The 16,581-nt window shown below is 64.4% G+C and carries 14 protein-coding genes; 8 read left to right on the forward strand and 6 right to left on the reverse strand.

Annotated features, from left to right (window positions below):
* Window positions 1-3: 3 nt before the first annotated feature.
* The 4 genes from BTO02_RS34695 to BTO02_RS02865 all read right to left on the reverse strand — a co-directional run bounded on the left by BTO02_RS34695 (window position 4) and on the right by BTO02_RS02865 (window position 3,612).
* Entirely contained in the window at window positions 4-177 is a 174-nt protein-coding gene (locus BTO02_RS34695) for a hypothetical protein (RefSeq protein ID WP_198039176.1), read from the reverse strand.
* A gap of 64 nt (window positions 178-241) precedes the next feature.
* Window positions 242-1,624, reverse strand: coding sequence for a c-type cytochrome (locus BTO02_RS02855; protein ID WP_083614958.1), 1,383 nt, complete (start codon window positions 1,622-1,624; stop codon window positions 242-244).
* Entirely contained in the window at window positions 1,621-2,433 is an 813-nt protein-coding gene (locus BTO02_RS02860) for a c-type cytochrome (protein ID WP_442953431.1), read from the reverse strand. Before BTO02_RS02860 ends, BTO02_RS02855 begins: the two co-directional genes overlap by 4 nt.
* Window positions 2,434-2,688: 255 nt before the next feature.
* Window positions 2,689-3,612: a LysR family transcriptional regulator gene (locus BTO02_RS02865; RefSeq protein WP_075155741.1), complete on the reverse strand. Its 924-nt coding sequence runs from the start codon at window positions 3,610-3,612 to the stop codon at window positions 2,689-2,691.
* A 156-nt stretch (window positions 3,613-3,768) separates the two neighbouring features.
* Here BTO02_RS02865 and BTO02_RS02870 point away from each other — a divergent pair, with 156 nt between their 5' ends.
* Window positions 3,769-5,115, forward strand: coding sequence for an MFS transporter (locus BTO02_RS02870; protein ID WP_075155742.1), 1,347 nt, complete (start codon window positions 3,769-3,771; stop codon window positions 5,113-5,115).
* Between the two features lie 83 nt (window positions 5,116-5,198).
* On the opposite strand, the gene BTO02_RS02875 is transcribed toward BTO02_RS02870, so the two are convergent.
* Entirely contained in the window at window positions 5,199-6,230 is a 1,032-nt protein-coding gene (locus tag BTO02_RS02875; protein WP_075155743.1) for a hypothetical protein, read from the reverse strand.
* 627 nt (window positions 6,231-6,857) lie between these two features.
* Here BTO02_RS02875 and BTO02_RS02880 point away from each other — a divergent pair.
* From BTO02_RS02880 to BTO02_RS02910, 7 genes are all read left to right on the forward strand, one after another.
* A complete protein-coding gene (locus BTO02_RS02880; RefSeq protein ID WP_075158547.1) occupies window positions 6,858-7,490 on the forward strand; it encodes a response regulator transcription factor in 633 nt (210 codons plus the stop codon).
* Window positions 7,491-7,664: 174 nt separating this feature from the next.
* On the forward strand, window positions 7,665-8,345 hold the full coding sequence (locus BTO02_RS02885) for a response regulator transcription factor (protein WP_075155744.1): 681 nt from the start codon (window positions 7,665-7,667) through the stop codon (window positions 8,343-8,345).
* Window positions 8,346-8,540: 195 nt separating this feature from the next.
* Window positions 8,541-9,182 (forward strand): response regulator transcription factor, encoded by a 642-nt coding sequence (locus BTO02_RS02890; protein ID WP_075155745.1) that lies wholly within the window; start codon window positions 8,541-8,543, stop codon window positions 9,180-9,182.
* A 225-nt stretch (window positions 9,183-9,407) separates the two neighbouring features.
* Window positions 9,408-10,166, forward strand: coding sequence for an aquaporin Z (gene aqpZ, locus BTO02_RS02895; RefSeq protein ID WP_075155746.1), 759 nt, complete (start codon window positions 9,408-9,410; stop codon window positions 10,164-10,166).
* Window positions 10,166-14,008 (forward strand): ATP-binding protein, encoded by a 3,843-nt coding sequence (locus tag BTO02_RS02900; protein ID WP_232243430.1) that lies wholly within the window; start codon window positions 10,166-10,168, stop codon window positions 14,006-14,008. Before aqpZ ends, BTO02_RS02900 begins: the two co-directional genes overlap by 1 nt.
* Before the next feature lie 128 nt (window positions 14,009-14,136).
* Window positions 14,137-14,568, forward strand: a complete 432-nt coding sequence (locus BTO02_RS02905) for a CHRD domain-containing protein (protein ID WP_442953432.1) — start codon at window positions 14,137-14,139, stop codon at window positions 14,566-14,568.
* A 166-nt stretch (window positions 14,569-14,734) separates the two neighbouring features.
* Window positions 14,735-15,667, forward strand: a complete 933-nt coding sequence (locus BTO02_RS02910) for an alpha/beta hydrolase (protein WP_075155747.1) — start codon at window positions 14,735-14,737, stop codon at window positions 15,665-15,667.
* Here BTO02_RS02910 and BTO02_RS02915 read toward each other — a convergent pair.
* Window positions 15,664-16,512 carry an EcsC family protein gene (locus BTO02_RS02915; protein ID WP_075155748.1) on the reverse strand — a complete coding sequence of 283 codons (849 nt, stop codon included), beginning with the start codon at window positions 16,510-16,512 and terminating at the stop codon, window positions 15,664-15,666. The two genes, BTO02_RS02910 and BTO02_RS02915, sit on opposite strands and share 4 nt — an antisense overlap.
* Window positions 16,513-16,581 lie beyond the last annotated feature (69 nt).

Consider the following 16,581-nt stretch of genomic DNA (forward strand, 5'->3'; position numbering starts at 1 on the left):
CGCTTACTGGATGACGCCGCGCGGCAGGAAAACGAGAAAGTAGAAGCCGATCCAGATTGCCAGCACGACGAGCGCGGCGACGCCGGCGAGCGCGATCGCGCCGCTCGGCCCGGCGGCGACGATGCGCTCGACGTCTTCGTCGGAAGCGCCGGCGCTGGAGGATTCGTTGACATCCATCTGCATGTTCTCCCGATGCAAAGGGTTCGGCGCGGCAGCCGCGAAGCGGCCGCGCCACGCGCTTTCAGCGCAGCGGCGCGTTGCGCAGGTCGTTCACTTCTTTCGGCGTCACCGGCAGCCCGTGATTGCCCCACGCGGTACGGATATACGTGACAACCGCGGCCGCATCGGCATCGTTCAGTTCCTGTGCGAAAGGCGGCATGCCGTAGGGCTCGGGGTTACGCCGCGTGCCGGGCGGGAAGCCGCCGTTCAGCACGATACGGATCGGGTTGACGGCCGAGTCCATTTCGATCGATTGATTGCGCGCGAGCGGCGGGTAGTGCTGCAGCTTGCCCTCGCCGTTCGCGCCGTGGCACATCGCGCATTTGTCCGCGTAGATATGCTCGCCCCGCGCGAATATCTTCGGATCGGCCTTTGCCGACGGGCCGGTCTTGCGGCCGGGGTCGTTGTCGGGCAGCGACTTCAGGTAGACGGCCATCGCCTTGACGTCGTCGTCGTTCATGTACTGCAGGCTGTGATAGGTCACCTCGGCCATCGGACCGTACACGGCGCCGCGATCGGAAATGCCCGCTTGCAGCAGGTCGACGATGTCCTTGATGCTCCAGTCGCCGAGGCCGCCGTCCTTGTCCGAGGTCAGCGACGGCGCGTACCAGTTCTGCACCGGAATCAGGCCGCCCGCGAACTGCTTGTCGCGCGACGAGCCGCCGAGCATGTTGATCTTCGTGTGGCACATCGTGCAGTGGCCGAGCCCTTCGACGAGGTAAGCGCCGCGGTTCCATTCGACCGAGCGCGTCGGATCGGGCTTGAATTCGCCTTCGCGGAAATAGAGCGAGCGCCAGCCGATCAGCAGATCGCGATGATTGAACGGGAAGCGCAGTTCGTGCGGTCGGTTCGGCTGATGCACGGGCGGCACCGACATCAGGTACGCGAAGATTGCATCGGAGTCCTCGCGGGTGACCTTCGTATATTGCGCGATCGGCATTGCCGGATAGATGAGCTTGCCATCGGGCGCTTTGCCCGTGCGCATCATGTTGAAGAATGCGTCCGCGCTCCAGGTGCCGATGCCGTATTGCACATCCGGAGAGATATTCGGCGAATACAGCGTGCCGAACGGCGTTTCCATCGCGAGGCCGCCGCCGAATGTCCTGCCGCGCGGCGCGGTGTGGCACGCGACGCAGTCGCCGGCGCGCGCCAGATACTCGCCGCGGATCACGATCTCCGGGCGCGTGTCCGGGGCGCTTGCCGGGCTGCTTGTACCCGCGTTCGCAGCGGCCGCGGTTCCGGCAGCTTCGGCGGCGCGGGCTTTCTCGACGAACGGCGCGTGCGCGAGCATTGCCGCACACGCGAGCGCCACGACGGTGAGGGCGGTTCGGGTTGCGAAAGAACGGATCGCGATCGATCGCGTCATGCGTCCCATCAGTCCAGCGGGATAGAAGATCGGCTTCATTCCGGTTGACTCCCGCATGCCATCGGCAGCCGCCCCGTGTGCTTCGGCGCGGGCGTCGGATCGGCGGGCCTCGGCTGACGCGCGAGCCAGCTCGACACCGCCGTGATGTCGCGATCGGTCAGCTTGACGGCGATCGTATGCATGCAGTCGGGCGCGATCGCGTGGCGCGTGCCCGAGCGCCATGTGCCCATCTGCCCGGCGATATAGCTCGCGTGCAGGCCGAGCAGGCCCGGAATGCCGGGCTGCGTGCCGGTGAGCCGCGCGCCGTGACACGACGCGCATGCGGGCAGCTTGCGCGACGGATCGCCTTGCATGACGAGCGTCTTGCCGTAATCGAGCACGGTCGCAGGCAGCGGCTGCGTGTCCGGGTTCGGATAGGGCGGCTGCAGCGCGGCGAAGTATTCGGCGATCTTGTGCAGATAAGGGTCGGGCAGGAACGCGAGCAGATAGCCCATCGGCGGATAGTTGCGTCCGCCGTCGCGGAATGCGATCAGCTGGTTGAACAGATAGTCCGCCGGCTTGCCCGCGATGCGAGGAAAGTAATCGTTGTTGCGTCCCTGGCCCTGGACGCCATGACAGGTTGTGCACGCATGCATCCGTTCATCCATGGCCGATGGCATCGAGGCGGCCTTGCCTGGCGCTGCGGTTTGGGTGGCGTTCTGAGCGGCAGTCTGGGTGGTGGTTGATGTCGTCGCGGCCGTGCGCCCCGCATCGGCGGCGGTATCGGCTGCGCAAGCTGGAATGGCCGCGTCGGCCAGTAGCAGGCCTATGAAAAGCACGACCGATATGCCGACAGTTCCGCGACGCACGAGGAGCCTCGTAGGTAGTGAGGGTTGGCTTCTACTTCGAATTGTTTTTGCACCCTCGCGGGACCTTGGCGCCCCGCGACAGTCTGCTACCTGCTACTGCGAATCCTGACCATCATACGTGCCCTCGTTTGAGCTTTCAACGGAGGGTGTTCGATCCATTTGATCTATGTCTATTAACCAACGAATTTTTAATCGCATAGCCGTATCGTCATGCACGCGACATGTTTGCATCCACTTTCCCGTTTCCGTGCTCGCTCAGGCGAGCAGCCGCGCAAATGCGGTGCGTGCCTCGGTGACCCGTTCGCTTTCGCCGACGCGCGCCGGCAGCAGATGGAATTCGACCGACGGCAGCGGCGGCAGGCCGATGTTCGCTGCGCATGGCACGAGGCCCGCGCCGAGCGACGATTCGTTGAGGCATGAAATGCCGAGCCCCGCCTTGAGCGCGAGCTGCAGGCCCGCGACGCCCGACGCCGAATGCGATACGACGTACTGCACCTTGCGCTCGTCGAGCAGCTTGACGATGAAGCGCTGCAACTGGCAGGTCGACGGCAGCAGCACGAGGCGATAAGGCGGCGGGTGATCCGTGACATGCGAAGCCGCGCGTGCGGACGTGCGCGCGTCGGCGTCGGCGCTCGTGACCCACAGCAGCTTCTCGCGCCTGACGACAGTGCTCGCCTTGCGCGATGTGCCTGCTCCCGCACGCCGATTGCCGGGCGTGACGATACGCAGCGACAGGCCGATGTCGAAGGCGGCGTCGTTGGCTTCGCCACTGTCGATGACAGCGCTCGGCAAAACCGTCACATGCAGCTTGAGCCGCGGATGCTGTTCGGAGAACGACTTCAGCACGCGGGCGATGTCGTGCGGACGATAGTAGTCGGTGACTGCGATACGCAGCTCGCCGTCGAGCGAGCGGCCCTGCAGATCATCGAACGCCGCTTCGCTCATCGCGAGGATCCGGCGCGCGTGCTCGAGCAGCCGCGCGCCGGCGGGTGTCGCGGTGACGCCGAGCTTGCCGCGCACGAAGAGCGGCTGGCCGGTGCGCTCCTCGAGCTTCTTCAACTGCTCGCTGACCGACGACTGCGACAGGAACACGCGTTGCGCGCCGGCCGATACGCTGCCCGCTTCGGCGACAGCGACGAAGGTTCGCAACTGGTTCAAATCGAATGCGCGCTGATTCATGGATGCGGCTCGGGAAAACGTAGGTGTGAAGGGCTCGGACAGAGTCTGTTTCGGGGTTTCGGAATATCCGATGGATGGCATTGAATATTCCCGCTTTTCCGATAGATGGTGGCCCCGTACGATCGGCCCTGTCAATGCCTTTTGCGGAGAGCGGCAATGCAGTGCGAACGAGGTTTGAACAATGCGGTCCGTGCGATGGGCCATCGGTGGAAGGTGCTGGGCGTCGGCTTTGCCGCCAACGCGAGCTTTGCGGCCGCGTTCTCGGGCATCCCCGCGACCGCGGTATATCTGCGCGCGGACTACCACCTTGCCAATAGCGCATTGGGACTTGTGCTCGGGATGCTCGGTCTCGGTATTGCGTTGAGCGAAGTACCATGGGGCCTGCTGACCGATCGTTGGGGCGACCGTCGCGTGCTGCTGCTCGGGCTTGCGTCGACGGGCGCGGCGTTGGCCGCGATGGCGATGTTTGCGGTTGCGCGTAGTGCCGACGCGTCCAGCCACGCTTTCGCTCTCGTGTCCGGTCCGGTGGCCGATCATGCGCGAAGTTTCGTCGTGCTCGCAGGCGGGTTGCTCGTGGTTGGCCTGCTAGGCGGCAGTGTCAACGGTTCGAGCGGGCGGGCCGTGATGGCGTGGTTTGCCGAAGGCGAACGCGGTTTCGCGATGAGCATCCGGCAAACCGCGGTACCTGCGGGCGGCGGGCTCGGCGCGCTGGTGTTGCCCGCGTTGGCATCGCAAGGCGGATTCGCCGCTGTGTTCGGCCTGCTTGCCTTGTTGTGCGGCGTGACCACGGCCTTGACATGGTATTGGTTGCACGAGCCGCCGCCGTCGTCTGCGTCGGCGACCGAGGCTGCGGCGATGCCCGGCGCGCGCCATGCCGTCTCGCCGCTGCGCGACTTGAGCGTATGGCGGGTCGCGCTCGGCATCGGCATGCTCTGCGTACCGCAGGCTGCGGTCATCACGTTTACCGCCGTCTTTCTGCACGACTTCGTTCACGCGAATCTCGTGATGATCAGCGCGACCCTCGTGACCGTGCAAGCAGGCGCCTCCGTCGCACGCATCTCGAGCGGCCGCTGGACCGATCGACGCGGCAACCGGCGCGCGTATCTGCGCGCCTGCAGTCTCATCACCGCGCTCCTGTTTGCGGTTATCGCGATCGTCGTCATATTGATGACGGGGGCCGGTCCCCACGGTCAAACGCAACGCGTGATGCTGGCGGGCATGCTTGCCATGGCCGGTTTGTGCGCATCGGCATGGCATGGTGTCGCATTCACCGAACTCGCGACGCTCGCCGGCACGCGCCGCGCGGGCACGTCTCTCGCGATGGGCAACACGGGCGCGTTCATGACGTTGTTCGTCACGCCGCTGGCTATTCCGCTGCTTTTGTCAGCGGGATCATGGCCCGCGGTGTGGGCCGCAGCGAGCGTGTGCGCGCTCGTGGCAATACTCGTATTTCCGCGGCCGCTGCCGCGCGCAACCGTGCGCTCGACCGCCGCTCGGGTCTGACGGTGTGCCGACGTGCGGGTCGTCAGCGGGATAGAGGCGCCTGGGCGGACGCGAGTACCTGCCTTCGTATCGATCCGTGTCTATCAGAACCGGTAGCCGATGCCCGCCTGGATCATGTCGGCGTCGAGACTGTTGCGCGTGACCACGCGGTTCCATGTGACCCGCGCAAGCCAGCGCTTGCTGAACCGGTAACTCGCGGACAGCGACACGAGTCCCGATATCGTGCCCTTGATGCCGGCCGAGCCGGGCGCGTTGAAGACGTCGATCGCGTAGTAAGCGCCCTCACCGGCCGCGAGTGTCAGATGCTCGTTGAAGAATGCGCGCGTGAGCCAGAGCTGTGTGGCGAGGCCGTTGCGCCGTACGGCAGCGGGCACGTTTTCGTGCATGTACGTCGCGGTCCAGTCGAGATACCTGAAGAGGCCCCGCCGATACTCGACGCTCGTCGAGAAGCCCGATTCGGAGTTGAGCGAGTTCTTGATCGTCTCGCCGGCCAGCACCGTGAATTCATTGCTGGTCACGCGATCGCCGCGCCTGACTGGCCGGGCGCGCGGGCCCGGCTCGTCGGGCGCGTCGAGCTGGTAGCCGACGCCGAACAGGATGCCGGTCGTATTCGGTCCGCCGTTCAGCTGCACGCGGTTTAGCTGCAGTTGCATGATCCAGCGATTCGACGTGTAGTACGCGGCGCGCACGCTCATCAATGCGCCCCAGCCGTGGTTGTTCATGAAACCGTTCGGGCCGTTCGGCACGGTGTCGGAGTATCGATAAGGGCCGACGCCGGCCGACAGCACGAAGCGCCGGTTTTCGAGCGGCAGCCGCCCCCACAGCTGAATGCTCTGCCCGTCGCGATGGTGATTGGGCAGGTGCCCCTCGTTGAGCCATGCGATGCCGAGCGCCGCGTATTGGCCGAGCCCCTCCTGATAGTCGAACGCCCACGAATACGTGTGTGAACCGGCACCGGTCAGCGCTCCCCCGAAGAGCGCGAATTCCTGTGCGCTCGCACGTTCTGCGTGGCAGGCGCCAACGCCGACGAGCACGGTGGCAAGCAGGCGAAGCAACGAGGAGGGTGATGTCCGGTTGGACAATTGAGAAGTCGATTCGCCACGATCGGCAGGCATCAAACGAGCCACCGGCACTTCCTCCCATGTAGAGAACTAAAAGAAAAGCAAGGCATTGGCAAACATTGTCTGACTTAGCAATCGTTCAAATCAGATATACCTGATGTCGTGCCGTCAATTACCGACACTTTGCCACAGCGACGTCGGGAATGCAGATTCGTGCTCAATCTGGAATCGCAACGACTAAGGAATTGATAAGAATTGACAAGAAGATCGGGCACCCAGGCGGATCTTCTTGAGGCATCTATAAGCCAACAACGCCGTGATTCAGAATATTCGCCGCGAATTTTCAGACGTTGCTCCAAAGGAAATTGAAAATTGGGAATGACAGATTAAATAGGTTAACTTGGTAATCCTGATCGGTTATTTTATTGGCTTCTTTCGAGATTTTTTGACGATTCGGAACTCTCTGATTCTATTTCCTTGCGCAAGATGTTTTGATTACGATTCCCGCACGCCTTTTGCCGCCTCTATTGGTCATCGAGTACCAACGGTCTTAAGCACCCTTGGCCGGAAGTCCAGCAGGCCGCAATGTCGACCCCCCCGTTCTCCATGTCACGCGAATGGGCGCGTCAGGAACACCAACAACAAGCAAATACCGAGGGAGCATCCGTGAAGCTACGAGTCATTCTGGCGGACGATCATCCGTTCGTACTGCTCGGCATCCAGGCCACGCTTGCCGAGCAGTGCGACGTGCGTGTAGTCGGTGAGGCGACGAGTCCGGCGTCGCTGTTCGAAGTCATGCAGCGCACCGCTTGCGACGTGCTCGTCACCGATCTCGCCATGCCGAACGAATCAGGCGATGCCGAGGATGGGCTGCGCCTGATCCGGCGCATCCGCAGCGACTGGCCTCAGGTGCGCATCGTCGTGCTGACGAGTCTGACCAATGCAGCGATTCTTCGTTCGATCATCTCGGCGGGCGTGCTCGGCATGCTCAACAAGATCGAGTCGATGGACGAACTCGCGGCCGCGATTCGTGCAGCGGGTGCCGGCCGCCCGCACGTGAGCCGCTCGGTGCTCGACGCGCTCTCGTCAACCAACGGCGAAACGTTGACGCTGCTGCCGATGCGCGATCTGTCGCCGCGCCAGACCGAGGTGCTGCGCCTGTTCGTGCGCGGTCATTCGATCTCGGAGATCGCCCAGCATCTGGGCCGCGACGTGCGCACGGTCAGCCGTCAGAAGCGCGACGCGATGGCGAAGCTTGGCGTGAGCAACGATCCCGGCCTGTTCGCTTTTGTGCGCGCACACGGTCTCTCATGACGCGGTCTTACATGACCCGAAGTTCTTCAGCTATCGAATGTGTTTTGTTGCGAATTCTCATTGCTAATTCGGAGCAATCTTATGTCTGTCCGGCACTAAATGCATGATTCTCGCCGGGTGCAGCTAACGCTCCGTTATTTGGCCTTAGGACACGGATCAAAAGGAGCTTTTTCAATGAATGCCAGGAACGACATCACCGCGCCAGTTCGAACGATCATTGCCGACGATCATCCGCTCGTGCTGCTGGCGATTGAGAATCTGATGTCGACGTATCCCAACATGGAAGTCGTGGGACGCGCTGCAGATTCTTCTCAATTGTTCGCCGAAGCGGGGCGAGTGTCGTGCGATCTGGTCGTTATGGATCTGTACATGCCCGGAGGCTTGTACGGCGATGGACTCGACATGGTTCGCGAATTCCGGGCGCGTTTCCCCGAGGTCGTGCTCGTCGTGCTGACCATGGAAACCGATGCGGATGCGCTGCAGAAGGTCATCGCGCTCGGCGTCGGCGCCATTGTGAGCAAACGTGACCGGATCGATCTGATTCATGTTGCGATCATCACGGCACTTGCGCACGAGTGCTATCTTGGCCCCGCGATCCGCGTGCTGCTTGCGGATGCAACGATCGCCCGCAGACTCGACTACGTTCGTCAAGTGTTGTCTCGGCGCGAGATCGAAGTTCTGACTCTTTACGCATCTGGCTTGGGCGTGACTGAGATCGCGGCGAAACTCGGCCGCAGCGTTAAGACCATCAGCGCGCAAAAGTGCACAGCGATGCGCAAGCTGTCGTTGCATAGCGACGCGGACCTGTTCAGGTTTGCCGTCGAACACGGTGTCATTGCCGCCGATCGTGCGTAGCCGCATACCGCCCACGCCTCGAACGCACATTGATCGCGCTTGCCAGCCGTCGGGCCGGGCTCCTCGCCGTTCGTGTCGCCATGATGGCAACGGACAGCGAGCGGGGCGAGATGTGACGCGAAACATCCATAACTGGTGGTCAGAGCCCGGGGATTCGCAACGTGCGGGGCTGTCCACGCGCACACAAAGAACAACATGGATCAGATTATCCGGATCATCGTCGCCGATGACCACAGCAGCGTTCGCCTCGGCGTCAGCAAACTGCTCGACAGCGTCCCCCATATGTCGGTGGTGGGCGTGGCGTCGGACACGCTCGCGCTTGCCGAGTTGCTCGATACGTGCCCGTGCGATCTGATCGTATCGGACATCGGCATGCCGGGCATCGACGGGGAGAGCAACGCAATTATCTTTCTGCGGCGCACGCTGCGTTACGTGCCTCAAGTGCCGATCGTCATTCTGACGATGATCCATCAAACAAGAACACTGGCGGGACTGTTGAACATGGGCGCGGCCGCGATCGTCGACAAGCGCGACGCTGCCGCTTCGCTGATTACCGCAATCGAAGCCGCGTATGCGGGCCGGCGCTTCCTTTCGAAGCACGCCCGCGAAGCAATCGGCGACGCCGCGAAAGTGCAGCCGGGCGCCGCGGTGCTGAGCGCGCGAGAGTGGGAGGTGTTCAGACTCTACGTGCAGGGCCTGACGATCCAGCAGATCGCCGAGCGGCTCTCGCGCAGCGGCAAGACGATCAGCACGCAGAAGCGCAACGCGATGCGCAAGCTGGGGCTCGAAGATGAACTCAGCCTGATCGCCTATGCGAGGCAGATCGGCTTGACGTGACGAACAAAGTTCACACACTTGTTCAGCGTTTCCTTCATTTAAGAATAGTCCGATTAACCTGACCCGGCATCGACTCGACAATTTGCGGTCGCGCCCGGCCGCTGCCGGGCACGCCGCGCCCGGAAATGATTCGTTATGCACAACGATATGCGAGTGGCGCAACACTGAGGGGTAGCCATCGCAGGCTGGCCTTCGTCGACACGTGACGCATGGACGGAAATCGCAATGGCAAGCCTGGGTAAACGGTTGGTAGTCGAAGGTGCCGGTACGGCCTGGCTCGTATTCGTCGGTTGCGGCAGCGCGGTCCTGAACGCGGGGGCGGTGCAGCAGGGTTGGGGCGTACTGGAAGTGCCGTTTGCATTCGGTCTCGCGCTGACGACGGCGATCGCGGTACTCGGACGCGTGTCGGGCGCGCATTTCAATCCCGCGGTGACGATCGGCTTTGCGACTGCACAGCGCTTCCCGATTCGAGATCTGCTGCCGTACATCGCGGCTCAGTTGCTCGGTGCGCTGCTCGGTGCCGCACTGCTCGCCTATGTGGCGAGCGGCCGCCCGGGTTTCGATCTCAGCGCCAGTGCGTTCGGCGCGAACGGCTACGACGATCATTCACCGTCCGATTACCGGCTTCGTGCGGCGCTCGCCGTCGAGTTCGCGATGTCGTTCGTGTTCGTCTTCGTCAATCTCTCGATGCTGGCGCGAAACAGGTCGGCATCGTTCGCACCGTTCGTGATCGGCGCCTGCTTCACGCTGATCTATCTGGTCGCGACGCCCGTGACCAATGCATCGGTCAACCCTGCGCGTTCGACCGCCGCAGCGCTCTTCGTCGGCGACTGGGCGCTCGATCAGCTGTGGCTGTTCTGGGCGGCGCCGATGGCCGGCGGTCTGCTCGCGGGCCTCGCGTACCCGCTGATGTGTGAACTGGGCAACGCCGCTAACGCATCCGACGTGCACGAAGACGGGGCCGCTCCCCGCGATTTCCGCTGATGGCGGGCCATGACCGCCGCTCGCGCGTGACGATGCAGAACGATCCCGACGCGCGCGCCCGGCTTTACCGTTCCATCGGCCGCTCGCTGCGTCGCTGGATAGTGCGAGCGCTGATGCTGGCGGCGCTGTTTGCAGTGTATCGGGCCGTCTTCGCATCGCCTGCCCTTATCGACGCGGCGCCGTCATCCGGTGCGCGCAGTACGCAAACCTTCCCCCGCAAACTGACGATCGGTGTGCTCGCGAGCGGGTGGTCGCCGTTCGAAGAGTTCGACGACGGTGAGCTGACCGGCCTCAGCGTGGATTACCTGCGCGCGCTTGCAGGCCCCGATGTCGAATTCGACGTGAAAACCTATGCGGACATGCCGCAACTGCTCGCCGCTGCATGCGCGAATCAGATCGACGTGTTGATGAGCGTCGCGCGCACGCCCGAACGCGAGCATTGCGTTGTGTTCACCGCCCCGTATTTCGAAGCGTCGACTTCGGTCGTCACCCGCACGGACGATGTCGACGCGCCCGAGCGCGTGCGAAGCGGCGCCGTGCGCGTCGCGGTCGAGCGCGGCTTCCTGCTCGACAGTGTGTTGCGCGAGCGCTTTCCGCGCGCGCGCATCGACGCGTTCGAAGACACGGCGGCGGCCTTGCATGCAGTCGAACGTGGCGACGACGATGTCTATTTCGGCTACACGCCAGCGGTGCAGCACTACCTCGCTCATCACGAATTCGCCGCGCTCAAGGTGGTCCTGGAAGAGCGGCCGCGCAACAGCGAATTGCGCTTCGCCGTGCCGCGCAGTCGGACCGTCTGGCGCAACGATCTCAATCGCGCGTTGACGGCGTTGCCTGCGCAACAGGCGGTCGCGATCCGTACGCGCTGGATCGCGGACGCCCAAGGCGCGCACACGGCTGCCGCGATGCCGGCCGGCGACGACGCGCGCAAGGAAGGCAATCCGACCGTCACCGCATTGCGTTTGCTGCCGCTGCTGATCGGCATCGGCGTCACGCTGCTCGTGACCTTGCGCGCGTATTCGCTGCTGCAGCGCGAGGTGCGGCGCCGCGAGCAAACGGAGCGCGAACTCGCCGCGCAGCTGAACTTCCAGCAGACGATGATGGAGATGGTGCCGTACCCGCTCGTCGCGAAAGATCTGAACCGCCGCTATATCGCCGTCAATCAGGCGTTCGAGCGGCTGACCGGCTTGAGCCGCGCAGCGGTGATCGGCCGAACGAGCACCGATGTGCTTGCGTGGGGCGAAGAAAACATCGAAAGCCTCGAGCGCTTGACCGCGCATTCGTTGGCGACGGGCGAGCGCGCGGAAGCCGAACTGCAGTTCGCCGATCACGCGGGCGACGACCGCCGCGGTCTGTTTTCGGTCTGCATCTGCCACGACGTCGATGGCGCGCCGTCGTGCGTGCTCGGCACGCTGATCGACATCACGGACATCCGCCGCGCCGAGATGCTTGCGCGCGAAACCGAACGGCGTCTGTTCGACGTGACGCGATCGCTGCCCGCGGTGGTGTTCCAGCTACGGCGCGCGCCCGACGGCGCGTATTCGTTCCCGTATATCGGCGGCGATACGAAATACTGGCTCGGCCGCGACAGCGGCACGCTGATCCGCGGCAGCGCCGTGAACTTCGGCCGCGTGAGCGTGGAAGACCGCCCGCTCGTGATGGCCGCGCTCGAGCGCTCGGCGAGCGCTGCGACGCCGATCCATCTCGAGTTCCGGATGGCGAGCATCGACGATTCGCGCTGGGTGCGCGCCGAACTCGTGCCGCGCGCCGAGGCGGATGGCGGCACGGTCTGGAGCGGCTACTGGGTCGACGCGAGCGCGGAGCGCCTGCGTTCCGATGAACTCGCGCGCGCCCGCGATCTTGCCGAAGCCGCGTCGCGCGCCAAAGACGACTTCCTCGCGATGATGAGCCACGAAATTCGCACGCCGATGAACGGCGTGCTCGGGCTCGTCGAAGTGCTCGAGCGCACGCGCCTGGACGCGGACCAGGGCGAGATGCTGCGGATGATCCACGAATCGGCTGGCGCGCTGCTGCAGATTCTCGACGACCTGCTCGACTATTCGAAGATCGAAGCAGGGCGTCTCACGATCGAAGCCGAGCCGCTCGATCTGCGCGATATGGTCGATACGGCCGTCGGGCTGCTCGCCGCGCGTGCTCACGAAAAAGGCCTGAAGGTGCGCGTCGATGTCGAGCCGCAGGTGGCGGCCTTGATGCACGGCGATAGCGTGCGCCTGAGGCAGATCCTTTTCAATCTGCTTGGCAATGCGATCAAGTTCACGCCGTCCGGCGAGGTCGATGTGCACGTGGCGGTGGTGCGGCATACCGACGCGGGACAAGTGCTGCGTATCACCGTCGAAGATACCGGCATCGGCATCGCGCCTGAAGTGCAGGCCCGGCTTTTCGAGCCGTTCGTGCAAGCCGAGACGTCGACGACACGCCGCTTCGGCGGCACGGGCCTGGGGCTCACGATTTGCCGCAAGCTCGTCGATCTGATGGGCGGCACACTCGAACTGCACAGCACGCCCGATGTCGGCACGCGCATGACGCTGCAACTGCTGATGCCGGTCGAGTCGCCGAGCTATACGGTCGGCGGTTTGCGTGGCAAGCGAGGCCTCGTCGCCGTTGCCGACAGGCGGGTCCGGCAGGCGCTGCTGCATTTCGGCGCGGCGCTCGGCATCGAACTGCGTGCCGTGTCCGACGGCGCGCCGGAACTGCGCGACGCGCATGCGCTCGCTGCCGTCGATCTCGTCTTCATCGGCGATGGCTTCGAGGTTGCCTCTCACGCGCTGCCGCATGCGCGCGTGATTCGCCTGACCGAAAAACCGAAGCCGACCGGCTATCGGATCGTCGACGATACGGTGCGCGTAAGCGTCAATCCCATTTCATGGCGCGGCCTTGGCGCCGCATGCGCGGCGGCGCTGACCGGTCTCGCGCCGAAGCCAGCGCGCGAGCGCGTGCGCGGCGAGCAGATCGAGCCAGCCACGCCGCCCGATCGCGAACGCGCGATTGCGAGCGGCCGGCTCGTGCTTGTCGCCGAAGATCATCCGGTCAATCAGGAACTGATTCGCCATCAGCTTGCGTTGCTCGGCTTCGCATGCGATGTGGTGAACGATGGCGAAGAAGCGCTGCAAGCGCTCGAACGGACGCGCTACGGCTTTCTGATTACCGATTGCCATATGCCGAATCTTTCGGGTTACGAACTGGCGCGCCGCGTACGCGCCGCCGAAGCGGGCGGCGCGGCGCATCTGCCGATCGTCGGCATCACGGCGAATACCGCGGCCGAAGATCTGAAAGCGTGCCGCGACGCGGGCATGGACGATTGCCTGATCAAGCCGACGCGGATCGCTACGTTGCGTGAGCATCTGAGCCGCTGGATCGCAGCCGACGGTCATCGCCGGCCCGGGTACGACAGTGCCCCGGCTGTGGACAGCGATAGCGCTTCGGGGTCCGGCGCCGCGCCGTCGGCGGCCACGGAAGGCCGCGATGGAGCGGCCGAGCCGTTCGTGCCCGTCGACCTCGCGCATCTGACGCGCATCTGGGGTAGCGAATCGACGGTGAAAGCATTGCTCGATTCGTTCGTCTCGTCGGTCCGCGACGATGTGCGCGCGTTGCCGCCGCTGCTCGAAGAGCCGGACGTCGACGCATTGCGCGCGTGGCATCATCGCGTCGCGGGCGCGGTCGGCGTGCTGCAATATCCGCCGCTTTTCAGCGTGCTCGAAGACTATCGCCGCGGCATCGCCGACAGCGAGCCCGAGCGTCTGCGTCTCGAGGGCCTTGCGCTCGTGCGCAAGTGCAACGCGATGCTCGACGGCATCGAAGGGCAAGCGGCGCTGCTCGCCTAGTGGAAGCCGCGCGATGCGGCTTCCACGCCAACCATGAAAAGCGTGCGACGTTGCCATATGCGTGTCTTCGAATTCAACTAGTATGTGCGCAGAAGTTCGACACGGGTTCCGATTCGGAGATGACGACGATGGCCTTTCGTAAGTTGAAGCTTGCTGCAATGTTGTTCGTGCTTGTCTCGAGCGCCGCATGTGCGGATACCGTAGCACTGAAGGCGGATCTCGAGCCGTCGAGCGAAGTGCCGCCGCGCGTGAGCCACGGCCACGGCGCATTGAACGCGACGTTCGATACGGCGACGAGTTCGCTGCAATGGACGATCACGTACGATGGCTTGTCCGGGCCCGCGACGGCCGCGCACTTTCATGGTCCGGCGCCGGTCGGCCAGAACGCGGCGGTCGTGGTGCCGATCGACAAGAAGGCGCTGGCGAATCCGATCAAGGGATCGGCGACGCTCACCGAAAAGCAGGTCACGGACCTGATGGCGGGGCAGTGGTACTTCAACATCCATACCGCGCAGAATCCGACGGGTGAGATTCGCGGGCAGGTGCTGCCGGCGAACTGAAAACAGCGAAAGCAGCGAACGCTGCCTCGCCAATCATCAAACGCACCGGCATACGAACTTCTTCGTTTGCCGGTTCTTTCTTTCTGCTGACGGTTTTCCGAGGGCGGCACGCTTATCGCGAACGCACGTACCATGTCTCGATGTCCGATCGACGGAGCGTGTCCCGATGAGTTGGCAAAGCGCGTTGGCCTGCTGGATTCTGCGCCGCCAGTGTCTGCCGCACACAAAGCGTCCCGAAGTCAGTGCCGAACACGCGCGCGCAATGACCGCAAGGCGCGTGTGGTCGCCGCATGTGCCGCGCGGCTGGCAGTTGCGTGAGCAGTACGGGGAAAGCGACTGGCCGCTGCGCGGCGAATGGCTCGACCCCGAAGCGGCCGTCGGTTCGGCGCGCGTGCCGACCCTCCTCTATCTGCACGGCGGCGGCTACTATTTCTGCTCGCCGCGCTCGCATCGCGCCGTATCGTTCGGCCTCGCGACGCGCACAGGCGCGCGTGTCTTCTCGCTCGACTACCGGCTCGCGCCCGAGCATCGCTTTCCCGCAGCACTCGACGACGCGATTGCGGCGTATCGCCGTCTGATCGCGGCCTGCGCCTTGCCGCAAACGCTCGTGGTGGCAGGCGACTCCGCCGGCGGCGGCCTCGCGCTCGCTACGCTCGTCGCGTTGCGCGATGCGGGCGACCCGCTGCCGGCGGGCGCGCTGCTGTTTTCGCCGTGGACCGATCTTGCCGCAACCGGCGCGTCGATCGAAACTAACGACGGCGCGGATCCGATGTTCAGCGGCGCCTCGGTTGCGCGAGCCGCAAGGCTGTATCTCGGCGATACGCCCGCGACGCATCCGTATGCGTCGCCGGTTTACGCGGACATGCGGAACCTGCCGCCGCTTTTCATTCAGGCCGGCCGCACCGAAGTGCTGCTCGACGACGCGCGGCGTGTCGCCACGCGCGCGACGCAAGCGGGCGTCGCAGTCGAGTTCGAGGTCTGGCCGAAGGTGCCGCACGCGTGGCACTTGTGGACGCCGTTCATGCCGGAAGCACGGCGCGCGCTCGACGATGCCGCGCATTTCGTGCAACGCGTCATGCTGCTTCGAGACGCTGCTTAAGCGCCGGGCGCGGGCGAGACGTCGATCGCCTGATACGCGGCCCGCACGGCGTCGGGTCCATAGCGGCGCTCGAGCCGCCGGACCGTGAAGTGGCCATGCGCGATGTGCTGGAAGTGATCCATGAACACGGTGTTGACCATCGCGCCCAGCACTGCGCCGATGGCCGGAATCGACTTCGCGGCGACCTGTTCGCTGACCTGCACCGAGAAGCGCGAGGCGATCGTGCTCAACAGACGCAGCAACGCCGCCGACCCATGCGACGTAAAGCCCTTCGATGCGATTTCCGACGACGCCTTCGACACCGCCTGCGCAAGCGCGCCGCGCATGATGAAGTAGCCGTAGTCGGCATCGTCGTCGGCTTTCGAGGTGCCGCCCATGCCGAGCACGGTCAGACACTGCAGCTGCGTATCGATCGACGCGAGGTCTTCGCCCTCGCTGCGCGCGATATCGCAGATCGAACGGAACATCAGCGTCGTCGTGACCGGCAGTTCGACCGGCAACGCCAGCATGCCGAACGCGCCGCCCGCGGCGCCCGTCGTCGCCACCGCGAACTTGTGCAGCAGATTGCTCGGCTTGTCGTTGGCCGCGAGCGGCACGGCGCGGCCCAGCGTGCGCAGCGCGATCTGCAGGCACTTGCGCAGCGCCGCCTGCGTCGCGTCGTTGACCTTTTCGTTTGCGGCAGCCGGTATCTTCGCGATCAGTTTCTCGATCGGCGAGCCGACGATACCCGCGAGTTTCATCGCGAGCGCCGGACTTTCGAGCTCGTGTTTCGCACGCCGGAGCGCGTTCAGGTCGTCGGGCGACAGCGTTTCTGTTTCAGGCAGGTCAGACGAAATGGGATCCATGTCACTCCTCGATACGCGCGAATAGCGGCCGCGTGTCGTGTGCGCGACGCGTCGCTGGCAGGTTCCTCG

The sequence above is a fragment of the Paraburkholderia sp. SOS3 genome (assembly GCF_001922345.1).
In the GTDB taxonomy this organism is placed as follows: domain Bacteria; phylum Pseudomonadota; class Gammaproteobacteria; order Burkholderiales; family Burkholderiaceae; genus Paraburkholderia.

Bases quoted from the DNA above. Each gene is read 5' to 3' on its own strand.
- BTO02_RS34695 (WP_198039176.1), bottom strand. From the start codon at position 177: ATGGATGTCAACGAATCCTCCAGCGCCGGCGCTTCCGACGAAGACGTC.
- BTO02_RS02855 (WP_083614958.1), bottom strand. From the start codon at position 1,624: ATGAAGCCGATCTTCTATCCCGCTGGACTGATGGGACGCATGACGCGA.
- BTO02_RS02865 (WP_075155741.1), bottom strand. From the start codon at position 3,612: ATGAATCAGCGCGCATTCGATTTGAACCAGTTGCGAACCTTCGTCGCT.
- BTO02_RS02870 (WP_075155742.1), top strand. From the start codon at position 3,769: ATGCAGTGCGAACGAGGTTTGAACAATGCGGTCCGTGCGATGGGCCAT.
- BTO02_RS02875 (WP_075155743.1), bottom strand. From the start codon at position 6,230: ATGCCTGCCGATCGTGGCGAATCGACTTCTCAATTGTCCAACCGGACA.
- BTO02_RS02885 (WP_075155744.1), top strand. From the start codon at position 7,665: ATGAATGCCAGGAACGACATCACCGCGCCAGTTCGAACGATCATTGCC.
- BTO02_RS02890 (WP_075155745.1), top strand. From the start codon at position 8,541: ATGGATCAGATTATCCGGATCATCGTCGCCGATGACCACAGCAGCGTT.
- aqpZ (WP_075155746.1), top strand. From the start codon at position 9,408: ATGGCAAGCCTGGGTAAACGGTTGGTAGTCGAAGGTGCCGGTACGGCC.
- BTO02_RS02900 (WP_232243430.1), top strand. From the start codon at position 10,166: ATGGCGGGCCATGACCGCCGCTCGCGCGTGACGATGCAGAACGATCCC.
- BTO02_RS02905 (WP_442953432.1), top strand. From the start codon at position 14,137: ATGGCCTTTCGTAAGTTGAAGCTTGCTGCAATGTTGTTCGTGCTTGTC.
- BTO02_RS02910 (WP_075155747.1), top strand. From the start codon at position 14,735: ATGAGTTGGCAAAGCGCGTTGGCCTGCTGGATTCTGCGCCGCCAGTGT.
- BTO02_RS02915 (WP_075155748.1), bottom strand. From the start codon at position 16,512: ATGGATCCCATTTCGTCTGACCTGCCTGAAACAGAAACGCTGTCGCCC.